Origin of the sequence: Bradyrhizobium sp. HKCCYLS3070 (genome assembly GCF_051167575.1) — a bacterium.
Lineage (GTDB): Bacteria > Pseudomonadota > Alphaproteobacteria > Rhizobiales > Xanthobacteraceae > Bradyrhizobium.
This window is the reverse complement of sequence record NZ_JBNPTI010000009.1, coordinates 15,672-35,149: the sequence shown is the minus strand read 5'-3', so window position 1 is coordinate 35,149 and position 19,478 is coordinate 15,672. Positions and strand designations below refer to the sequence as shown.

Here is a 19,478-nt window from a genome sequence, read left to right as displayed (position 1 = left end):
CGACGGTCAGCCGATGGGCGCCGGTCGGACTGACGGCTCAGGCAATCCTTCGCAACGCGGGCAAGCGTCGCGGCGGCGATCATCGAACCACCGACTGCTGAAGCCGTGATGCGACCGATGACAGGCCTCCCTCTCTCATTGCTGGTCCAGACCGCCGAAGCGGAAGATGCGGGCCATCAGCGGCGAAACGCCCACGAAGGTCGCGGTACAGCCCTGGGCTTCCAATTGCTTCCTCAGCATGAGCAACAATCCAAGGAAGCGCGCATCGATGGCGCAGACGTTCGAGAAATCGATCGTGACCGGCTTGCGGGACGCCGAAGCGGCGCGGAACACCGGAATGGCCCGGTCTACGTGACGCGCATCGGCGGGCCCCGACAGGCTGAGCGTGACCGCGCGCGTCCCATAGTCCTGCGTGATGGTCAGCGCCTCACCCCGCTCATGCGTGCGGCGCATCCACCAGGTCCACACCACGAACGGCAACACGTGGGTGAGCATGAGGCCGAGCATCGCCGTGCCATCGTTCCAATAGCGGCGCCAGAGATAGGGCTCCTCCTTGATGCGCCACAGCCACTCGAAGCCTGATTGGCGCAGGATCGCCGGTGCGCGCTTCACCGTCCCGGCCTGGAAGTTGAGCGCGGCGCCGAGGTGGGCGCGAACTGGAATCTCGAGGCACTCATGATTGCGCTGCAGCCATGATTGTCCCTTCACGCTGCTGAGCGAGGCAACCAGGAAGTCCGCCCCGCTGGCATTGATCTCGTCGATGATGTGATCCCGGCTCAACTCCTCGGCCGACAAATAGCCGGGGTTCAACCAGCCCACGCACTGCAATCCCGCCGACTGGCCGTTCAGCGTCCGGGCGGCCCGTTCGGCGGCCCCCTCCGGGCCACCGAAAAGAAAGAGCTTCAGCGCGTTTGCCGGCGCGGCCTCCGACTTCAGCGCGTCGAAGATATCGGCGCCGGCCGTCCGGCTCTTGATCGGAATCCCAAGCAGCCTAGCGATCCAGACCACCGGCATGCCGTCCACCGTGCAAAGATCGCTCAGGATCAGCGACTCCCTGAAGCTCCTGTTCGACTGGCTGGCGACCAGGAAGTTGAGATTGGGAGTCGAGATGAGAAGCCGGGTCCTGCGTCGGGCAGCGTCGCGGATGCGGCGCAGTACGCCGCGCATGCCGATGGCATCGACCGGTATTCCGAGGACGCAATAGACGTCGCGCGCGAGGTCGTCGGGAATCGCGGCGTCGGCCAGGGCGGCAGCATCGACCTCCGGCCGATCGCGACCCGCCCCGGAGCGCCCCACGCGATAAAGGGGGGATCCCGGCTCCTGCAATTCATGCGTGGTCAGCATCCGCCGCTCTCCCTCAATCTGCCCGCCGCACGAGGATTCCGGGTTGCGGATCCCTGCCGCACCTCCCCGACCGAATAACGTGCGACCCAAAAGCCACTATTTAATTTTAAATCATACCATTTATTTAATACGGTTTATTTGTAAATGCCAGGGCAGATTTGCGGCGCGGCTGCAGCAATATCTTCCCGGCGCACGTCGAAGTCCTTTTATTTAATTGCATCTCCGGATAATGTTCACGGACGGTATTCCCGGCGGCTGCCGGGGCCGCGCCGTTCGAATATCCTGGTGAGATCGATGCCGAGAATTTCAGCGACGACGTCGATGTCGGCCGGGCCGCGCGCCTCCGCGGGGACGTTCGATGTCTGTGCGCTGATTCCGGTCCTCGCCTTCGCCTACTCGTCCCTCATTCAGCCGCTGATCTATTTTGGCTTCCCGCCGTCGCCCGGGCTCCAGGGCCTGCTCGAGAGCCGGATCGAGAACCGGATCTTCTGGCCTGTCCTCGCGGCCATCGCCATCGTCGTTGCGATGCAACGCCTCGCCCGCGGCGAGCGGCTTGCCGCTGCGCCCAACATCATCAGTCTCTGCGTCTATTTTGGATTGGCCGGCGCCAGCATCGCGTGGGCATTCAAACCCGAATTCGCCTTCGTCCGTTTCGTCCAGGAAGCGATGGTCCTCACCGCCATCGTGCTGCCCGCCCTGCTATCGAGGCCGAGCGCCGACATCCTGCGCGGCGTGTTCCTCTGCTTTGCAGCAGGGGTGATCCTCAATGTTCTGCTGATCCCCGGCGGTTACGCGACCTACGCGCAGTACGGCAACGCGCTGGTCGACATCGGTTACCAGGGCTACTTCTCGGGCAAGAACCTGCTGGGCGAGTTTGCCGCCATTGCGTTCCTGCTCTCGGTTCACGAGTTGCTCTATCCCGGAACGCGCCGCGCGCTCGGGATCGTCGTTGCCGTCGGTGCCATCGTCCTGATCTTCTTCTCGAGCTCGAAGACCGCGCTCGGCCTCGCTCTGGTCGCCCCGATCCTGGCCATCCTGACGCTGGCGCTTGCGAGAACGCTGCGGGTTGCACCGCTTCTGATCCTGGTGGCGATCATCCTCGGCTACTTCGTGGTCGGCGAGCTCGCGGGCTTCACGACCAGCCGCATCGCCTATCTGCTGACGGGTGATTCCAGCTTCACCGGCCGAACCACCATATGGGCCTTCTCTAACTTGGAGATCGCGAAGAGGCCGCTCCTGGGATGGGGCTATCAGAGCTTCTGGCTGGTCGGTGCCGACGCACCAAGCATCACCGATGCACCCGGCTGGGTGAAGGCCATGCCGAACTCCCACAACGGCTACTACGATGCGATGCTGGAACTGGGCTATGTCGGTTTTGCCTTTCTCCTCGTGTTTCTGGCGGCCACCGTTCACGTCATCGGCCGCGTGATGAAGCACGACTACAAGCGGGCGTGGATCCTGCTATCCGTCGCGCTGTTCGTCATGCTCTATAACCTGCTCGAAACCCTGTGGCTGCGCGCGTTCGACGTGACCTGGGTGGTATTCGTGCTCGTCACGGTCGAGGCCGCGCGATACTGGCGGAGGTCGCAACAGAGCATGCCCGCCGCTCAGCCGGCGAACAGGCGGTCGGCTCGTTGGAGCCGTACACGGCCGGCTTGGCGGCCACGGCTCGGCGTCCGCACCTGACGGGAGGCCCGTTGAAGCGTCACGCCAGCGCTATTGCGTTGATCCCGGCGCCGCCGCGAATGGCGCGCCCGCATCGAATCTCGCCTTGGCCGGTAACGTATGCAGCTTGGTATCCCCGGTTGGGTCCACCCAGGGCCACGGATGACTGCCGAAAAAGCCGGGCTTGGCTCTCAGATACAGCGACGCCGGCAGCGGCTGCGCCGCGAGAGCGTCCGTCCAGACCACCTTGCCGGTGAGATAGTCGAAATTGCCGCCGCGGATCACCGTGGTCAGCGTCTTCGGATCAGGCGCCATGGTCCATCGCTCCGGGTCGTAGCCAAGCACCCAGACGTTGCCGACACCGCCCTGCCCCCAAACCGCCGTTCCGGCCCGCATCGATGGATCGTCGTAGCTCCAACCGCTCATGCGTCCAGGTCGGCCCAGCACATTGCCGGCGAACGAATCCCACCACGAGCCATAGGCGAGACCGACGGCTCGAACGCCCGAACGATCGACGAAGCGCTGGCGTTGGCCGGTGAGATGGTTGCGGAAGAAGGTCAGATAGATCGCGTTGCCATGGGTGTAGTCGCTGTCGGCATTGTGGGACAGATTGCCTTCGAACAGGACGTGATGGGCGCCGGCCATGTGCGACGCGTTGATGCCGACCTCGACCCAGCCGGGATTGTCGAAATCGAACGAGTCGTCGGCATAGTTATAGCCGACGACGCTGCCGGCGCCGGACGACCGGAACACCATGTTCTTGCAGACGTCGACGAGGATGTTGTTCTCGATCAGGACCTCCGAGGAGCCCGTCGCCAGGCTGATCGCGTATCCGGCGCCGCCCGGCTGCGGCCACGAGCCGGCGTGGATGTAGGAGTCGCGGAGCTCGACCCGGAACGAATTGTCGATCGCCACGCCCTCGCCGAGCCATTGCGTCACCTCGACGGATCTGGCCCAGGAATAAGCAGCGGCTTCGAACCGCAACGCGCCGTCCGCCCCGCCGACGATGCTCAGATCTTCGACGCCCACCTTGGCAACGTGGATGTCGCGATTGTTGGCGGCGTGGCGACCGCTGTTCGGGTCGGTGCTATAAGGCGTGAGCTGCGCTTGGTGATCCCGGCGATAGCTGATCGTGAGCGGCGAGGTGAATGTCACCGTGCTGCCGGTCACCGAGGCGATCTCCTTGATCTCGGCGGTCGCCCGGTCGGTCCGGGCAAACCACGACATCGACTTCGGCAACACGCCGGGAGCCTGGTCATAGGGACCTCCGGCATTGGCACCGGCATTGTCGTCGCCCGGCTGAACCGGATAGTGCATGTTCCAGGCGACGCGGTCGCCTTGCCAGACCTTCGCTCCCGCTGGAAAACCCGCCGGCGTCGCCTGCCACGATGCGCCTGAGACCTCGTCGAGCAGAACGAAATCGCCCGGCTTCAAGGCCGCGGCACTGGCGAGGGCGACGGTCGACGTCCCCTGATCGCCGTCCGCCAACAGGTCCTGCGACGCGCTGCTGTCGGGGCCATTGTTCCAGCGCGAAGGTCCGACGATGATGACAGGCTTGGCGTCGTAGCTGTACGAGCTCGGGTCGACCGGCGTCAGGATTCCCTTGGTGCCGGCAATCACGACCGGCGTTCGTGCCCGCGCACCGTTGGTTTTCACCAGCCTGGTCGCGCCTGCGCCGGCGCCGCGCAGCGTCACTGGCCGGCTGATCAGGAGCGGCTCGTTGACGATGAACGTCCCGGGGCCGAGCATCACCACCTGGCCAGCGGGTGCAGCGGTCAAGGCAGCCTGAATCGCGCTGCTGTCGTCTCTCCCACTCGGAGACAGCGTGCGGTAAATGATGGTCCGGTTCGGAATACCGCCGGCTGACATCAGCCCGGGATTCCAGGCGGCGAGACGCTCCACCGGCAGCAGATTGCCGGCCAGTGACGGCCCGGTGGACGCGGTCGGCTCGGCGGCCGCGGCAACGCCGCGAAGGAACAGCAGGGCAAGCGCTGCCGTGAACAGCGCCCGGATGCAGGCGGCGTCGATCCGGCGCGTCACGCGCGCGACCGGCCGGGACGAAGCCTGGGTGCAGCCGGGGATCACGAGGCCGATGTCATCCATGGGAACCTCTCGCAGGACCGGTCACACAGCCAAAACGGGCGCCGATTTAAAAACACCATGACTTTGACACGCGCCATGACATAATATTAATTCACGATTTAATTTATTGAAAGGCGGCCGGCGACGCCCTGCTCGGCAGAGCTTCGTCCCAATCTTCCGCCTTCGGCAAGGGATTTGATACGTGACGCCATCGCGCCGCTACCTGCTCATCTCGCCCTGCCGGGACGAGGCCCAATATCTCCGCCGGACTCTCGACAGCGTCGCTGCGCAATCGGCGCCGCCGGCGCTGTGGATCGTGGTGGATGACGGATCGACCGATGACACCCCGGCCATTCTCGACGAGTACGCCCAGCGCCTGCCCTATCTGCGCGTGATCCGCCGCGCCGACCGCGGCGGACGCAAGGTCGGACCCGGCGTGATCGAGGCATTCTATGCCGGCCTGGAGAGCGTGCGGCTGGAGGATTTCGACTATCTCTGCAAGCTCGACATGGACCTCGATCTGCCCGCGCGCTACTTCGAGCTGCTGATGGAGCGGATGGAGAGCGATCCGCGGGTCGGGACCACCTCGGGCAAGCCGTGGTTCGTCCACCCGCAGACCGGCGCCTTGGAGCCGGAGGTCTGCGGCGACGAGATGTCGGTCGGGATGACCAAGTTCTACCGCGTCGCCTGCTTCCAGGAGATCGGCGGCTTCGTGCGCCAGGTCATGTGGGACGGCATCGACTGCCACCGCTGCCGCATGCTCGGCTGGATCGCCGAGAGCATCGACACCGAAGCGCTGCGCTTCATCCATCTGCGGCCGCAGGGCGCCAGTCACAAGGGCATCTGGACCGGACGGCTGCGCAAGGGTTTCGGCCAGTACTTCATGGGAACGTCGCCGCTGTATCAGCTCGCGGTGGCGGTCTATCACCTGCCGGCCTATCCCGCCCTGATCGGCAGCACCGCGATGCTGTGGGGCTATTTCCGGAGCTGGCTGACGGGCCTGCCGCGCTACGACGATCTCGAATTCCGCCGCTTCCTCCGCGCCTATCAGCATGCCTGCCTGCGCCTGGGCAAGCGCGCCGCCACGGCCCGGATCAACGCGGAGCGGGCGCAACTCTGGCGGGCCAGCCACGCCGCGGCAGACACGCGATGACGCTCGGCGGCCGATCGCCGCGGCACTGACACGACGACGACGAAGCTACGTGTTTCTCCGACCCCGTCTGGACAGCATGGCCAAGATTCTCGAGCTCAGCCGCCTTCGTGCCGCTTCCGCCGTGCCGCCGATAACGGCGCCTGGCGGCGAGGCGACCGCGCCAGCAGCGTCCCGCAGCACGAACGCCCCGGGCAGCGCATCCCCGCTCATTCCATCACTCGACGGCATCCGCGCGCTGTCGGTGCTGATCGTGGTCCTGGGTCATTCCGGACTTCAGGCCCTGGTCCCCGGCGGCTTCGGCGTCACCATCTTCTTTTTCCTGAGCGGCTTCCTGATCTCCACGCTGATGCTGGCCGAGCATCAGCGCACCGGCGCGCTCGACGTTCCCAGCTTCTATGCGCGGCGCGTGTTCCGGCTGATGCCGCCTCTGCTGCTGTCGTTGGCGATCGCCTACGGCCTCACCGCCGCCGGCCTGCTGGACGGCGGGATGACCGTCAAGGGCCTGGCGGCCCAGGTGCTGTATTTCGCCAACTATTACGGTCTGTTCTTCGATCCCGGCAATACGGTGCCCGACGGCACCGGCATTCTCTGGTCGCTCGCGGTCGAGGAGCACTTCTACATCGTCTATCCCCTGCTGATGACGCTGCTGCTCGGATCGGCGCTGCGGCCGCGCACCATCGGCGCGCTGCTCGGGCTCGTCTGCCTCGGCGTCCTCGCCTGGCGCATCCATCTCGTGCATGCGCCTGGGTTCTTCTCCGACCGCACCTATTACGCCTCGGACACCCGCATCGACTCGATCGCCTATGGCTGCATTCTGGCGCTGGTCATGAACCCGGTGCGGCAGCGCTCTGCCTCGGGGCGGATGTCGGCGGCGCAATGGGCGCTGCTGGCCGTCGCCGCGGCGGCGCTGCTGGTCTCGCTGGTCTACCGTGATGCGGTGTTCCGGGAGACCGCCCGCTACAGCCTTCAGGGGCTGGCGCTGATGCCGTTGTTCTACTTCGCAGTCCGCTTCGCCGACGCGCCGCTGTTTCGTCATCTCAACCGCTCCTGGGTGATGACGCTCGGCACCTATTCCTATGCGATCTATCTGGTCCACAACGTCGTGATCCGGACGATCGACAAGAACCTGCCCGCGATCGCTGCCAAGCCCTATCTGCTGTTTCCGCTCGCGCTCCTGATCTCCGTCATCTACGCGGCGGCGATCGAGCGCTTCATCGAGCCGTATTTCAGACAGCTCCGGCGCAAGTTCAGGCCGGCGCCTGCTGCGAGAGCAGCGCAGGACGCGTCCGGCGCAGACTGGCGGCTCGGCAACCGTCTCGCCGAGAGTCCGACGCCGCGCGCATCCTGAGCGCATCGGCACCGCTCCATCGCCTGCTGCACAAATGCGTCAAATTGTGCAGTTTAAATAATTAGTCCCGCATTTAATACTGCGACCCCGACCAATGAATACTTTCGGGGACGGGTGGATGCGGATCGCGAGCGCAGTTGCACGACGAATTCGACGACATACGCTCGGTCCCCTGCCGGACGATCCGGCACTGCGACCGTTGAGGTCCCCGCTCCAGATCAATCTCTCGGGCAAGGTCGCGCTGGTCACGGGAGCGGCGGGAGAGCTCGGCCGCCCGATCGCCCGGACACTGGCGGCCTGTGGTGCAAAGGTCGCCATCCATTATCTGACGGCGCGCGCTGCTGCGGAGAGGCTGTGCGAGGAGCTGAACGAGCTCCAGCCGCAGCACGCCTGCACCATTTCGGGTGACGTTGCCGAGCTCGAGGATGTGCAGGCCATGCGCCGCGTCACCGAGGGTGTGCTCGGCCCTGTCGACATCGTCGTGAACAATGCGGTGACATGGTACGACGAACGTCCCGTCGTCGAGCAGACGCCCGACCAGTTCGACAAGGTGTTTCGCTCCTCGGTCCTGCAGGCCTGGGCGACCGCGCGGGTGTTTTCCGGCCCGATGATCGAGCGAAAATGGGGACGTCTGATTTCTCTCGGCACGGAGATGACGAGCCTGGCCTTGCCCAATCGCGCGCCCTACACGGCGGCCAAATGCGCCATGGACGGCATGCTGCGGTCCCTGGCGCGGGAGCTCGGACCGCATGGCATCACGGTCAATCAGGTCGCCCCGGGCTGGGTCGTCTCCGACAAGGACCGTCGTGACCGTGACGAGGTGGAGCCGCTCTACGAGCGGTCCGTGCCGCTCGGACGGCGCGGCTACGATCAGGACGTCGCCAACATGATCGCGTTTCTGGCCTCGGACCTCGCCGGTTTCGTGACCGGCGTTCGCGTGCCGGTGTGCGGCGGAGTCGTCATGCCGGAGGCCTGAGCACGCGCGCCTCGATGCGGCCGATTCTCGTGATGTCGATCGCGCGTCAGCGGAAGACGCGGTGACGGTGGCACCAGCGCACGAACACGTAGATCGACCATATGCGCGACCAATAGATCCCCGGCGCCCCATTGAGGAAGGCGCGCCAGAGGCGCTCCACGGCCGTGGGGTCCAGCCCCGCCGGCGCAACGGCCTGCGGGTCCCGCAGGGTCCGGTCCATTGCATCCTGCAGGCCGCGCCGAATCCAGCGATCGAGCGGCAGCACGAAGCCGCTCTTCGGCCGGTCGAACAGCGACGGATCGAGGCCACGCAGGCCGATCCGCCTGAGCATCGCCTTGCTTCGCAGCGGCGCGCAGCGCGTCGCATCGGGCAGCCGGTCGACGCTTTCGAACAGCACCTGATCGACCAGCGGCACCCGCTGCTCCAGCGAGGCCGCCATGCTCGCCACGTCATTGTCGCGCAGCAGGCGCTCGCCGAGAAACAGGCGCTGCTCCATGACGCTGATCGCCGACAGCGGAGTGCGCGCGCGCGTCTCCGCGGTGATCTTCGCTCTCATCGCGGCCGGCAGCCCATCTGTCAGCGTATCGACGAGATCAGGCGCGAGCAGCTCGCGCTGAAAACCGGGCAGGAACAGCGCATAGGCCATCTGGTAGAGCGCCAGAAGATCGTCGCCGCGTCGAACCATCTCCGGGAGCTTGGCCCAGCGTGTCTGCGGCGCCACCGTGCCGCGCGACGGCGACAGCATCTGCACGGCCAGCTTCGCCGCAGCGGCTTTGACGCCGGCCGGCACCCAGGCCGTGCGCTCCGACCATCGCTGCAGGATCGGCAGGTCGCGAAACGACGTATAGCCGCCGAACAGCTCGTCGCCGCCGGTCCCCGACAGTGCCACCGTGAAGCCTGCGCCGCGGATGGCGTGCGACATGAAGTATGAGTTCAGGCCGTCGAAGGTCGGCTGGTCCAGGCTGTCGAGCGCGGCATCGAGGTTGTCGACGAAGTGCTGCTCCGTCAGCACCACCTCGTGATGCTCGGTGCCGATGGCGGCGGCGATCTGGCGCGCGATCGGCCCCTCGTTCAGCTCCTGCTCCTCGAAAGCCAGCGTGAAGGTGTGGATCGGACCCGTAGCCGCGCGCTGCGCCAGATTGGCCATGACCGAGGAATCGATGCCGCCCGAGAGAAACACTGCGAGCGGCACGTCGCTGGCGAGATGCAGCCTCAGCCCCTCCTCGAGGATCTCGGCAAGCTGATCCTCGTCCATCGTCGGGTCCGGAGCCCGCTCCGGGATCGACCAGAAATCCTCATCGCGGATGATGTTGCCGACGCCGTCGAACGTGGTGAGATGGCCTGGAGGCAGCAGTTCGACGCCCTTCACCGCCGTGCCGGGACCGACCACGAAGCCGTTCCAGACGCCGCTGGCGACGGCCTGTGGATCGAGCTGGGCCCTGCCCAGAAGGCCGGATGCCAGGAGAGCACGCAGCTCGGATGCGAAGGCCACCGACCAGCCCGCGTCGGGTTTCGACGCGCGGGCGACGTACAGCGGCTTGATACCGAGGGGATCGCGCGCCAGCAGCAGCCGGCGCTCCTTCGGATCCCAGCAGGCGAACGCGAACATGCCGCGCAACCACGCCACCGCCTCCGGCCCATGCAGGCCGAGCGCGCGCAGCATCACCGCGGTATCGCCGGTCGAGCTGAACTGCTGGCCGCCGGCGACCAGCCGCTGCCGCAGGTCGGCAAAATTGTAGATCTCGCCGTTGAAGACGATGACATGCCCGGTGACCGGATCGGTCATCGGCTGCACACCGGCGGGCGACAGATCGAGGATCGCGAGCCGGCGGTGCGCCAGCAGCGCGCCCCAGCCACGCTCGTCCGCGGGCGAGGTCCAGACTCCCCCGGCATCCGGACCGCGATGGAGCATGGCATCGTTCATCCGCCGCAGCGCTGCGCGGTTGTGGTCGTCAACCCGTCCGATGATCCCAGCGATGCCACACATCAGAACATTCCGTTTGAGACGCGCGACGTCAAAACGACCGACGACACGGAACGGCCTCGCGCGCGAGATCGCGTGCGACCAGACCTCGGGCATCGCAGGACCATCTCGGCCCTCAAATGGAAGCAGCCGTTCCGGACGACCAGGACGCCGGCGCTGGCGCCGCAGCCGGCAGCGGACCGTAGGTCCGCGCCAGGCATTGTTCGTAGTCGAGCGGCGGCGTCCAGCCAAGCGTCTCCCTCAGCTTGCGGTTGTCGAAGCGCAGCGGCTTGAGCATCGCGTCGAACTTCTTGGGCGTCAGGATCGCCGGCACTTTGGTCGCCCGCCTGAACACGGTCGCAAACGCCAGCCGTACGATGCTGCTGGCGAGCCAATGCGGGATGGGCAACCGGAGGCCGCGCTCGCCGGTGCCGCGCATGTAGTCCGACAGATAAGTCCAGACCCGCTCGCCGGGACCGTCGACGATGTTCAGCGTCTGGCCGATCGCCCGCGAATCCGTCGCCGCCAGCGCGAAGACGTCGGCGCAGTTCTCGACATGGGTCATGGGGATGCGGGTCAGCGGCCCGATGACGACGTGGTGGCGTCCGATCTGCTGGCCGAGCGCGGCGAGATAGCCGTGGCCGCGTCCCCAGATGAAGCCGGGACGCAGCACGGTGAGATCCCAGCCGTTCTTCTCGACGTAGCGGCGCGTCACCCGCTCCTGCCACCATTTGGCGACGGTGTAGCCGCCACGGGTGTAGACGTCGGGCGTCTGCTGCAGCGGCGCGCTTTCGTCGAGGACGTCGCGGGTCGCAGTGTAGTCGTAGACCGAGAAGCTGCTGCACAGCACGAGCCTGCGACAGGCGCTGCCTGCCATCGCCTCGAGCAGCCGCTCGGTGCCGCCTACCGTGCCGGCGAATTGCGCGTCCTCGCCGCCGGCGACCACGGCCGCCAGATGGATCAGCACATCCACATTCTCGAACGCGCGAGCAAGGTCGCGCGAGGTGCGCAGGTCGGCCCTGACGATGTCGACCGACGACGGCCAGCCAAGGGCGTCAACGCGCGTCGCCGGACGCACCATGGCGCGAACCTCGATGCCGCGGGCCAGCAGCGCATCGACGACATGCCGGCCGAGAAACCCGTTGGCGCCAGTGACCAGGGCTTTCATATCGCCAGCTTCCTCATGTCCGCCTGCTCCGTCGGCTTCATCGCTTCGACCATCCGATTGACGGCCAGGACGTCCTCGATCGTGATCGGCAAGGCCGTTCCCGAGCCGAGCGCCTGATAGGTGCGCGCCAGGCACTCCCACAGCCCCTCATAGGCGCCTGGGCCCTTGAACTTGCGCAGCAAGGTCGAAAGCGCCGCGCGGCGGATGTCGCGGCCCTCCTCCAGTCCGCTGAAGAACGGGCGCAGCGGCTTCGGCACGTTGCGCGGGCCATCGAAGGTCAACCGCGTTTCGAACAGATTGGCGGTCGCCTGCATCCGCTCGCCATAGACCCGCAGCCAGAACGCATCGGGCCGCGCGCTCGCGCTGAAGCCGAGCGTCGCCGTGCCGCGCTCGGCCTCGACCACACAGCGAAACTCGTCGAACGGCAGCGGCGAGGCCTTGCGCTTGCTCCAGACCGTCTCCGCCTTGCGGTGTGGGCCGACGAAGGCATGCGACAGCGAGGCGAGATGCGGCAGGAAGTCGGCGATCGCACCACCCGCCAATTTGAGCGCCGGATGCGGCGAATTCGGATCGGCAAAGCCGTCGGGGCCGAGGATGTCGAGGCAGATCAGCACGTCGACATGGGTCACGGCACCGAACTCGCCGGTCTCGATGCGACGGAGTATCTCCTGCGGCGCCCGGTTGAAGACGTAGTTGTAGTCCTCGACGACATGGCGGCCGGTCTGCTTGGCGCGCAAGGTCAGGGTCTGCAGCTCGTCGAAGGTCGAGGTCGCGGGCTTCTCGACGATCACATGCGCGCCGGCCTCGAGCGCGTCCATCGCGAGTCGAAAATGCGAGGTCGGTGGCGTCGTCACGTGCACCACATCGGGCCGCACCGTCTGCAGCATCGTGCGATGATCGGTGAACCAGGACGGGATGGCGTAACGCTCGGCCGCGGCCTCCGCCGTTGCCGGCGACAGGTCGCAGATGCCGGCCAGTTGAACGCCCGGCAAGGTGTTGAGGCAGGCGAGATGCTGGCGGGCGATCTGCCCTGCCCCGATGAGCACGGCCTTCATCACGAACGGGTCTCCAGGATCTCGCAATAGAAGTCTTCGAGCGCCTGTGCGGCCGCGCTCCAGGCATATTTCTCGACCGCGACCTGCCGCGCCGCGCCGCCGATCCGCACCGCAAGATCGGGCTCGGCGAGCAGCCCGTTGACCGCATCTGCAAAGGCGTCGGGCTCGTCTGCGATGAGGATGTCGCGTCCGGGCATCGCCTCGATGCCCTCGGCACCCAGGCTGGTCGAGACGATCGCCTTGCCCATCGCCATGGCCTCGACGATCTTCAGCCGCGTGCCGCCACCGAGCCGCAGCGGGACGATCACCGCCGCCGCCGCGGCGAGGTGCGGCCGCAGGTCCGGCACGAAGCCGGTCAGTTCGATCCGCGGCCCGGCCAGCGCCGTCAACGCCGGCGGCGGCCGGCCGCCGATGATCTTGCAGCGCGCATCCGGGTGCCGGGCGGCGATACGAGGCCAGATGTCGTGTACGAAATGCGTGACCGCATCGATGTTGGGCACCGTCGACAGCAGGCCGAAATAGACCAGCGTACGGCCATCGGGCGCGGGATCGGTGCTGCGCGGCTGGTAGAACTCGACATCGGCGGCGTTGGGGATGACCGCAGTGCGGGCGTTCGGAATGTCGTCATGCAGACGCTTCTCGTCGTCCGCGCTGCAGAGATAGACGCCATCGGCTTTTCGATAGGCCGCGATCTCCTCGCGGCGCAGCTTGCGCCAGTTCGCACCGGCGTAGAGCCGGCGGCCCAGGCTCGCGCCGGTGGCGGCGAACTGCCGCGCCAGATCGTAGGCGATCTCATGCGAGTCGATGATCAGCCGCGGCGGCGTCGCGCCAGCCGGCGCCTGACGGAACAGGCAGTGGCCCAGATAGGGAAATTCGAGATTGACGACGTCGAACCGCGTGGTCCGCAGCACCCGATCCAGCACCCGCTGCAATTCCGGCAGGGCCACGCGCAGCCGGTCGAAGCTCCGCACCGAGACCAGCGAGCGCAGTTGCAGCAGCCGCTTCGCAAGACCGTCGCGGCCGTAAGGGTTCGGCACCAGCACCACGTCGCGGCAATAGGCCTGCATGGCCCGCCGACACTCCTCGATGTCGAAGGCGTCATCGACCATCATCACCGCCGTGAGGTCGTGGCGGCGCGCGAGCTGGGTCATCAGCCCATGCATGCGCGCCTGTGCCCCGAACCGCGGCGGGCTCGCCGGCATGTGCGAGACGCTGAGGATGCTGAGCCGCCGGCGATCGGCGAAACCGGACGCGGACCATTCGGGGTCGCGCTGCGCCGACGGCGCAGGCTCCGCCTCCATCACATCCAAGCCTGGGTGGTTGTCGCTGGTCATGACCATTTAAAACATTTAAATCACGGGATATTTTATATGTGGCATTTAACGATTGCGATAGTTAATCGCGGCACGAGGGCGGGGTTCCGGGCTCCTTTCGCTCCCTCTCAACGCTTGCCGATGAAGTCCCGGACGATCGTACCTGCGATCCTGAGCGGCTCGCGGACCCGGAACACGCCGACAACGATCGCGAGATAGAGACAGCCGCAGAAGCAGCCGGACAGGATCATGCGCACGAGCGCGGGATAGGCTCCGAGAAACGTCGCTTGCAGCCACCAGCCGGTCGCTGCGGTTGCGACGGCGCCGATGGTCTGCGCTCCGACGGCCCGGACCACGAGCTCGGCACCGATCCCGATCGGACGTCCGGCATACATCACCGACGGCAAAGCGATCAGCGAGTATCCGACCACGACGCCCCAGGCCACGCCGGCCGGCCCAAAGGGCAGCCCCACCAGCACCGCAACGACCTGCGCGACGAGCGAGATGATCCCCCAGGTCTGCCACCGGTCCGCCCGTCCGAGCGACAGATGCAGCCAGCCCTGCGAGCCCTCGACGACGTGCGAAATGCCGCGCAGCGCGATGATGCTGAGCAGCGCTCCCGCAGCCTGCCATTTCTGCCCGAGCAGGACGACGGTCAGGTCCTCCGCCGTGACGGAGAGGATCGCCGCCGCCGGCATCAGGAAGAACGCCAGGATCGACAGCGCCGCCTCGTACTTCTGCCGGAGCGCGGCCGGATTCGACTGCAGCTTGCTGAGCGCCGAGCTTCCCACCGCATGCGTCTGATTGAGCGCCGCATAGATCGAGTTGTCGTACAGGTTCATCGCATTCTGGTAGTACCCAACCTGATCGGGCCGGTAGAGCAGACCGAGCGCGATCCGGTCCACCGCCCGCGACAACGTATAGGCCACAGTGAATCCGACCACGTGGAGGCCAAAACGCACCATCGATCGCACCTCGGCGTCGAACACCGGCGCGCTGGGCCGCCAACGGCAGGCTGACCACGCGGCGACCACGACGCAGATCGATGTCACGACGGGGCGAATGACCAGCGCCCAATAGCCGTAGCCCTCGAATGCCATGGCGACGGCGGCAACCGTCCCCGCCAGCGTGCCGAACAGCTGGATCCGACCGATGCGGCCGAACTGCAGCGTGCGCCGGAGCAGCGCCATGTGCTGATTGGTCAGCCCGGACAGCACGAAGGTGATCGCGACGCAGAGCGCGATCGGCTCCAGTCGCGGATCACCGTAGACCCAGGCAATCAGCGGGCTAGATGCCGCGACGACGATCGCCACCGCAACGCCGATGCCGGTGCTGACCCAGAACAGACCGCTGACCTGGGCCGGAGTGATCCTGCTGCGCTGGGCAGTGGCATCGAGCAGGCCGAAGTCGATCAGCAGCGGCGCGAAGCTCGTCAGCACGGTGACGATGGCGACGAGCCCGAAATCCTCCGGCGCAAGCAGCCGGGCCAGAACGATGGCCGCTCCGATCTGAAGCACGGAATTGCCGTATTGGATGACGATGGAAATCAGGCCGCCGCGCAGCGCGCGGCGTCCGAGATCGCTCGACTCCCGATGTTCCTCGAAATAGGCGGCGACGGCTTCCGACATTTCCGTTCAATCGCTTTCAATCATCGTAACCAACCTTCCGATTCCCAGTCACGGGCCAAACAGATCCGTCCAGGGCCATGAAAATCCGACCATCGAAAATGCAGCCGGTATAAAATCGTTCGCGGCCGAGATCGGAGGCCGCGGGGAGCGATGACGTCTCCTTGTGGCGGAGAAAATGATTGAAACGTCACTGCGCCAACAATACCGGCTTGCGATTTAACTCCTGCTCGCGCGTGATCCCTGGACCGGCCGCCATCGCGGCCAGCCTCTTCAGCCGATCCTTGCGGGCAGCGAGGCCCGGCATCGGCTGCAGACCCGTGGCCTCCAGGATCGTCTCCCACCGATACACCCAGTCATGCCGCATCAACGTCTGGGCCATGCCGGTTCGCCGCATCCGGTCCTGGCGGACCGGATCGTCGTCCAGCTCCCTGATGACCCGGTCGATGTCGGGCGATGTATGCGGCACGTCGATCATCACCTCGGGCCAATCGAACAGCCGCGGAAACAGCTCGTTGTCGGGACGCTCGCCGAGCATGATGGCTCCCGCCGCCGCGCCCTCGAAATACCGATAGCCGAACTCGACCTGCCGCCCGGTCTCCTGCGGCTCGTCGAACTTGCCGGGATTGACCAGAAAATACCTGCTCCTCTTGGCGAGGTTTGCCATCTGCGTCCGGTGCTCCCGGAGATCGATGGCCTGGCTGCCGCCGATCGTGTCGTGGAGATAGAACAGGCCGCTGTCCCGCGCCATCGCGAGCAGTGATTGGTGCGTGACACGGGAGCGGCGCCCCATGCTGAAGACGTCGATGACCCTTGCGGGCGGATCGGGATAGGGACAAAACCGGATCGCATCGATGGCGAGCGGAAGATGCACGCATGCCTTGCCGATCTCCTCGCTGAGCGGCTTCACAGTACTGATCTGGAACGGCATCACGACGTCGAACTTGGCGAGGATCTTCAGGAAATGCCGGTGCTTGGCGATCTCCTTCACCCAGAGCTCGTCCAGCAGACACACCGAGGTCCTGCACGCGCCTCTCAGATCCTCGATCGCATTGAACATGATCAGGTCCTGCGGGAATCCGCAGATCGCGAACAGAACGTCGTATTGCTGTTGCGGCTCGATCCGCGCCAGCCCGGGATTCAACAGCACGGGCGCGTGGTAGCCCAGCCGGGTGGCGAAGCTCGCCCGTCGGCTCGACGGGTCGAGCACGGGTGCAAACATCTCGGCTGAATCGACCTCGCAGATGATGTCCTCGAACTCGACGTGAGGACCGCGATTGAGGGCTTTGCCGAAGATGTTTCGGAGTGAGAAGACGGCGATGCGGGGCTTGGCCGGCTGCGAACTCATGACGCCTCGCTCTGGTGTTGTTGGATCACTTGCACGGTGCTGTGCGGAGAAGGCGGCGACGTCACGACGATGAAACCGGCGTTTGGATGAGACCCGCGTCCAGCGCGATCCGTGCGGCGGCATCGATGCGCGCGAACGGAACGTCGGCCCGGACCGCCATGTCGAGCAGGCTATGCTTGCCATCCGCAAGGTTGAGGACCCACAGGAGGTCCATCTGCGTCGCACCGCCTGCCTCGCGCTGGCCGGCAATCGCGCGATACAGGCCGCGCCGTCCCAGTTGCGGCTCCCCTCGCCCATCGACGCGCTCATAGATGCAGTCGCGATCGAGCAGATCCAGCACCTCCTCGATGACCGCGTAGGATTGGTCGAGACAGTCCGGCTTGACGAAATTCAGATTGTCGGCCGAGGTGTGATATTCGGGGAACGTGCCGTGCACGCCGCGCATCAGGCACCCGACCGGCAGATCGAATCCCGGTGAGCAGAACTGCCGCTCGTCATATCCATAGGGGCTGAATGGCAGAATCTCATGCGGATGGCCGGCGTGCTTCAGGACATGGGCGACGGCGCGATCGATGCTCGCTCCGCTCCGGCTCTGCTTGTAGTGAAATCCACTGGGATCGCCGAGACAGGTGAGGACGAGGCCGTGTTCGACATGGCCGAGATTCCGCTCGTTGCGGTCGAGCCATGCGAGCGCGCCGATCGTTGCCGGCAGGAACAGAAATCGGTACCCGAGCCGGTGTGTCCGCTGCGCCTGCCGCATCGCCAGCGCCGTCATGACGGCAATCCCTGAGAGATTGTCGTTGGCGAGACTCGGGTGACAGATGTGACAGGTGATCAGGACTTCCTTGTCCGTCCGTCCAGGGACGAAGAATTCGCCATAGGTCAACGATCCCTGCGAGAGCTCGCTGTCGATCTCGACGCGGTAGCTGTCCTCCGTCATTTCCCGCCACAGACGGTCCGGCAGGCAGAAGCCCCAATCGTCGGCATAGTAGCCGGTCCGGTATGGAATGAGATCAGGCTGATCCGGCAAGCTATGGACGTGCTTGGCAAGCTCGGCACGGCTGAGCACCGCCTGGACCGGCTTGCTGTAGCCCATCACGTGCAGATTGTTGTCGGCGAAGTCGACGAGAACGCGGCCCGACAGGGTCGAGATCGTCGCGCGACGAATGTTCCACTCCGCCGGCACATGCCAGTCCAGGACGGGCGTCCCGGAGGGTACCTCGTGAATCGTAAGACCCACATGACGCGCGACAATGCCGAGCGTCTGCCGGACACCCGCCCCGGTGAGGCTGCGATTGATCGGAAACAGCTCAGCGACCAGATCGTGGAGATCGATCGCCGGCATTCTCGGACCAGCCGTGGATTTGAGGATGTCCAACATGGCGCGTCGACCCTACACCATCATTCAGGCCGACGCCTGGGCGGCATCGGCTGCGAGATCGCCGGTCGGCAGCGGCACGATCGTCGGCTGGTAGACCAGATACTCCGCGGGAGCTTCCACCTGATCGTATGGCGCGACGACCTCCTCAGGCAGCCGCGCAAGATCGGTCACCCGCAGGAAGTCGCGCAGGCTCGTGCCTGTCGACTCCGAATCGACGTTGATGGCGCCGCGCCGGCCGCTGACGTCGGCAAAATGCACGGTGCGGAAATCGATGCTGAACCGCGTCACGCCCGAGGTGTTCGGCACCGACGAATGCAGATGCGCTCCGGAGAAGATCGTGACGCCGCCGCTCGGCGCGACCACCCGGATCTGTGGATCCAGTGCAATCTCCTGCTCCGGCTTCGGCTGCACCCGTGTATCAGTCTTGATGTGCCGCGCCGCCGATGCGCGTGAGGTCCGGTTCCACTCGTAATAGTTATAGTTTCTGGAGCCGTTCTTGATCGCCTCGTCGAAATAGCGCGGGTGGAATGCAAGGCCGTTGTCCGGCGCAATGTCATACACCGGCAGCCACCAATTGAGCTGGCACGGCGGCGCCGAGTACCAGGTGTCGCGATGAGGGTGGAATGCGAATGCGATCCCGGTGGTGAGATAGTCGTCGCTCGTTGCCGACCGCAGCCGCGGCACGTCGAAATAGGTCAGCTCGGGATCGCAGCCAAGCTCGCGGAGCGCTCCCTGCACCAGCTCCTTCGACCGGGCGTGATGAATGAAGAATGGCTTCAGCCTGACGAGAATCTCGACGTAGCGCTCGACAGGAAGCTCGAATTGCGCCGTCCGCGGATCGTAAGGATGAAACGCCTCCTCGATCAGCTCCCTGGCGAACGCCACCAGCGCATCGAGCGAAGGCGTCGGCGAGTACAGGAACAGCGCACCCTCGTACAGTTTCTGGCGCCGCTCGTCATCGGGCATGATGGCATCAACGAAAATGTTCGTCATTCCGTGATCCTCCTCGACAAATCGTCAGAACCTTCGAGGCGATCGGGCCGCTCCGGAGCCGCCA

At 65.7% G+C, this 19,478-nt stretch carries 14 protein-coding genes; 4 read left to right on the top strand and 10 right to left on the bottom strand.

The window, feature by feature from the left end; all coding sequences use genetic code 11:
* Nucleotides 1–135 precede the first annotated feature (135 nt).
* Nucleotides 136–1,326, bottom strand: coding sequence for a WecB/TagA/CpsF family glycosyltransferase (locus ACQR03_RS24310; protein ID WP_434841996.1), 1,191 nt, complete (start codon nucleotides 1,324–1,326; stop codon nucleotides 136–138).
* A 312-nt stretch (nucleotides 1,327–1,638) separates the two neighbouring features.
* On the opposite strand from ACQR03_RS24310, the gene ACQR03_RS24305 reads away from it, so the two are divergent.
* A complete protein-coding gene (locus tag ACQR03_RS24305; RefSeq protein ID WP_315729371.1) occupies nucleotides 1,639–3,030 on the top strand; it encodes an O-antigen ligase family protein in 1,392 nt (463 codons plus the stop codon).
* Between the two features lie 30 nt (nucleotides 3,031–3,060).
* Here ACQR03_RS24305 and ACQR03_RS24300 read toward each other — a convergent pair whose 3' ends face one another.
* Complete coding sequence (locus ACQR03_RS24300) at nucleotides 3,061–5,112, bottom strand: right-handed parallel beta-helix repeat-containing protein (protein WP_316193680.1); 2,052 nt, start codon at nucleotides 5,110–5,112, stop codon at nucleotides 3,061–3,063.
* 181 nt (nucleotides 5,113–5,293) lie between these two features.
* Here ACQR03_RS24300 and ACQR03_RS24295 point away from each other — a divergent pair, with 181 nt between their 5' ends.
* The 3 genes from ACQR03_RS24295 (at nucleotide 5,294) to ACQR03_RS24285 (ending at nucleotide 8,568) form a co-directional block, all read left to right on the top strand.
* Complete coding sequence (locus ACQR03_RS24295) at nucleotides 5,294–6,244, top strand: glycosyltransferase (protein WP_316170935.1); 951 nt, start codon at nucleotides 5,294–5,296, stop codon at nucleotides 6,242–6,244.
* 76 nt (nucleotides 6,245–6,320) lie between these two features.
* Nucleotides 6,321–7,592 (top strand): acyltransferase family protein, encoded by a 1,272-nt coding sequence (locus ACQR03_RS24290; protein ID WP_316170936.1) that lies wholly within the window; start codon nucleotides 6,321–6,323, stop codon nucleotides 7,590–7,592.
* A gap of 199 nt (nucleotides 7,593–7,791) precedes the next feature.
* On the top strand, nucleotides 7,792–8,568 hold the full coding sequence (locus ACQR03_RS24285) for an SDR family NAD(P)-dependent oxidoreductase (RefSeq protein WP_316170937.1): 777 nt from the start codon (nucleotides 7,792–7,794) through the stop codon (nucleotides 8,566–8,568).
* 46 nt (nucleotides 8,569–8,614) lie between these two features.
* Here the strand turns inward: ACQR03_RS24285 and asnB are convergent, their stop codons facing one another.
* The 8 genes from asnB to ACQR03_RS24245 all read right to left on the bottom strand — a co-directional run bounded on the left by asnB (nucleotide 8,615) and on the right by ACQR03_RS24245 (nucleotide 19,414).
* Nucleotides 8,615–10,555 (bottom strand): asparagine synthase (glutamine-hydrolyzing), encoded by a 1,941-nt coding sequence (gene asnB / locus ACQR03_RS24280; RefSeq protein ID WP_434841997.1) that lies wholly within the window; start codon nucleotides 10,553–10,555, stop codon nucleotides 8,615–8,617.
* Between the two features lie 112 nt (nucleotides 10,556–10,667).
* Nucleotides 10,668–11,699: an NAD-dependent epimerase/dehydratase family protein gene (locus ACQR03_RS24275; RefSeq protein WP_315717399.1), complete on the bottom strand. Its 1,032-nt coding sequence runs from the start codon at nucleotides 11,697–11,699 to the stop codon at nucleotides 10,668–10,670.
* The gene (locus ACQR03_RS24270; RefSeq protein ID WP_316200841.1) at nucleotides 11,696–12,754 is read right to left on the bottom strand and encodes a Gfo/Idh/MocA family protein; all 1,059 of its coding nucleotides are present in this window, start codon (nucleotides 12,752–12,754) and stop codon (nucleotides 11,696–11,698) included. Before ACQR03_RS24270 ends, ACQR03_RS24275 begins: the two co-directional genes overlap by 4 nt.
* Complete coding sequence (locus tag ACQR03_RS24265; RefSeq protein WP_316200840.1) at nucleotides 12,754–14,094, bottom strand: glycosyltransferase family 4 protein; 1,341 nt, start codon at nucleotides 14,092–14,094, stop codon at nucleotides 12,754–12,756. The genes ACQR03_RS24270 and ACQR03_RS24265 overlap by 1 nt, the downstream gene beginning before the upstream one ends.
* 101 nt (nucleotides 14,095–14,195) lie before the next feature.
* Complete coding sequence (locus ACQR03_RS24260) at nucleotides 14,196–15,695, bottom strand: lipopolysaccharide biosynthesis protein (RefSeq protein WP_316200839.1); 1,500 nt, start codon at nucleotides 15,693–15,695, stop codon at nucleotides 14,196–14,198.
* Between the two features lie 187 nt (nucleotides 15,696–15,882).
* Nucleotides 15,883–17,040 carry a glycosyltransferase gene (locus ACQR03_RS24255; protein WP_316200838.1) on the bottom strand — a complete coding sequence of 386 codons (1,158 nt, stop codon included), beginning with the start codon at nucleotides 17,038–17,040 and terminating at the stop codon, nucleotides 15,883–15,885.
* Nucleotides 17,041–17,101: 61 nt separating this feature from the next.
* A complete protein-coding gene (locus tag ACQR03_RS24250) occupies nucleotides 17,102–18,421 on the bottom strand; it encodes a DUF4910 domain-containing protein (protein ID WP_316200837.1) in 1,320 nt (439 codons plus the stop codon).
* A gap of 24 nt (nucleotides 18,422–18,445) precedes the next feature.
* Nucleotides 18,446–19,414 carry a phytanoyl-CoA dioxygenase family protein gene (locus ACQR03_RS24245; protein WP_316200836.1) on the bottom strand — a complete coding sequence of 323 codons (969 nt, stop codon included), beginning with the start codon at nucleotides 19,412–19,414 and terminating at the stop codon, nucleotides 18,446–18,448.
* Between the last annotated feature and the right edge of the window lie 64 nt (nucleotides 19,415–19,478).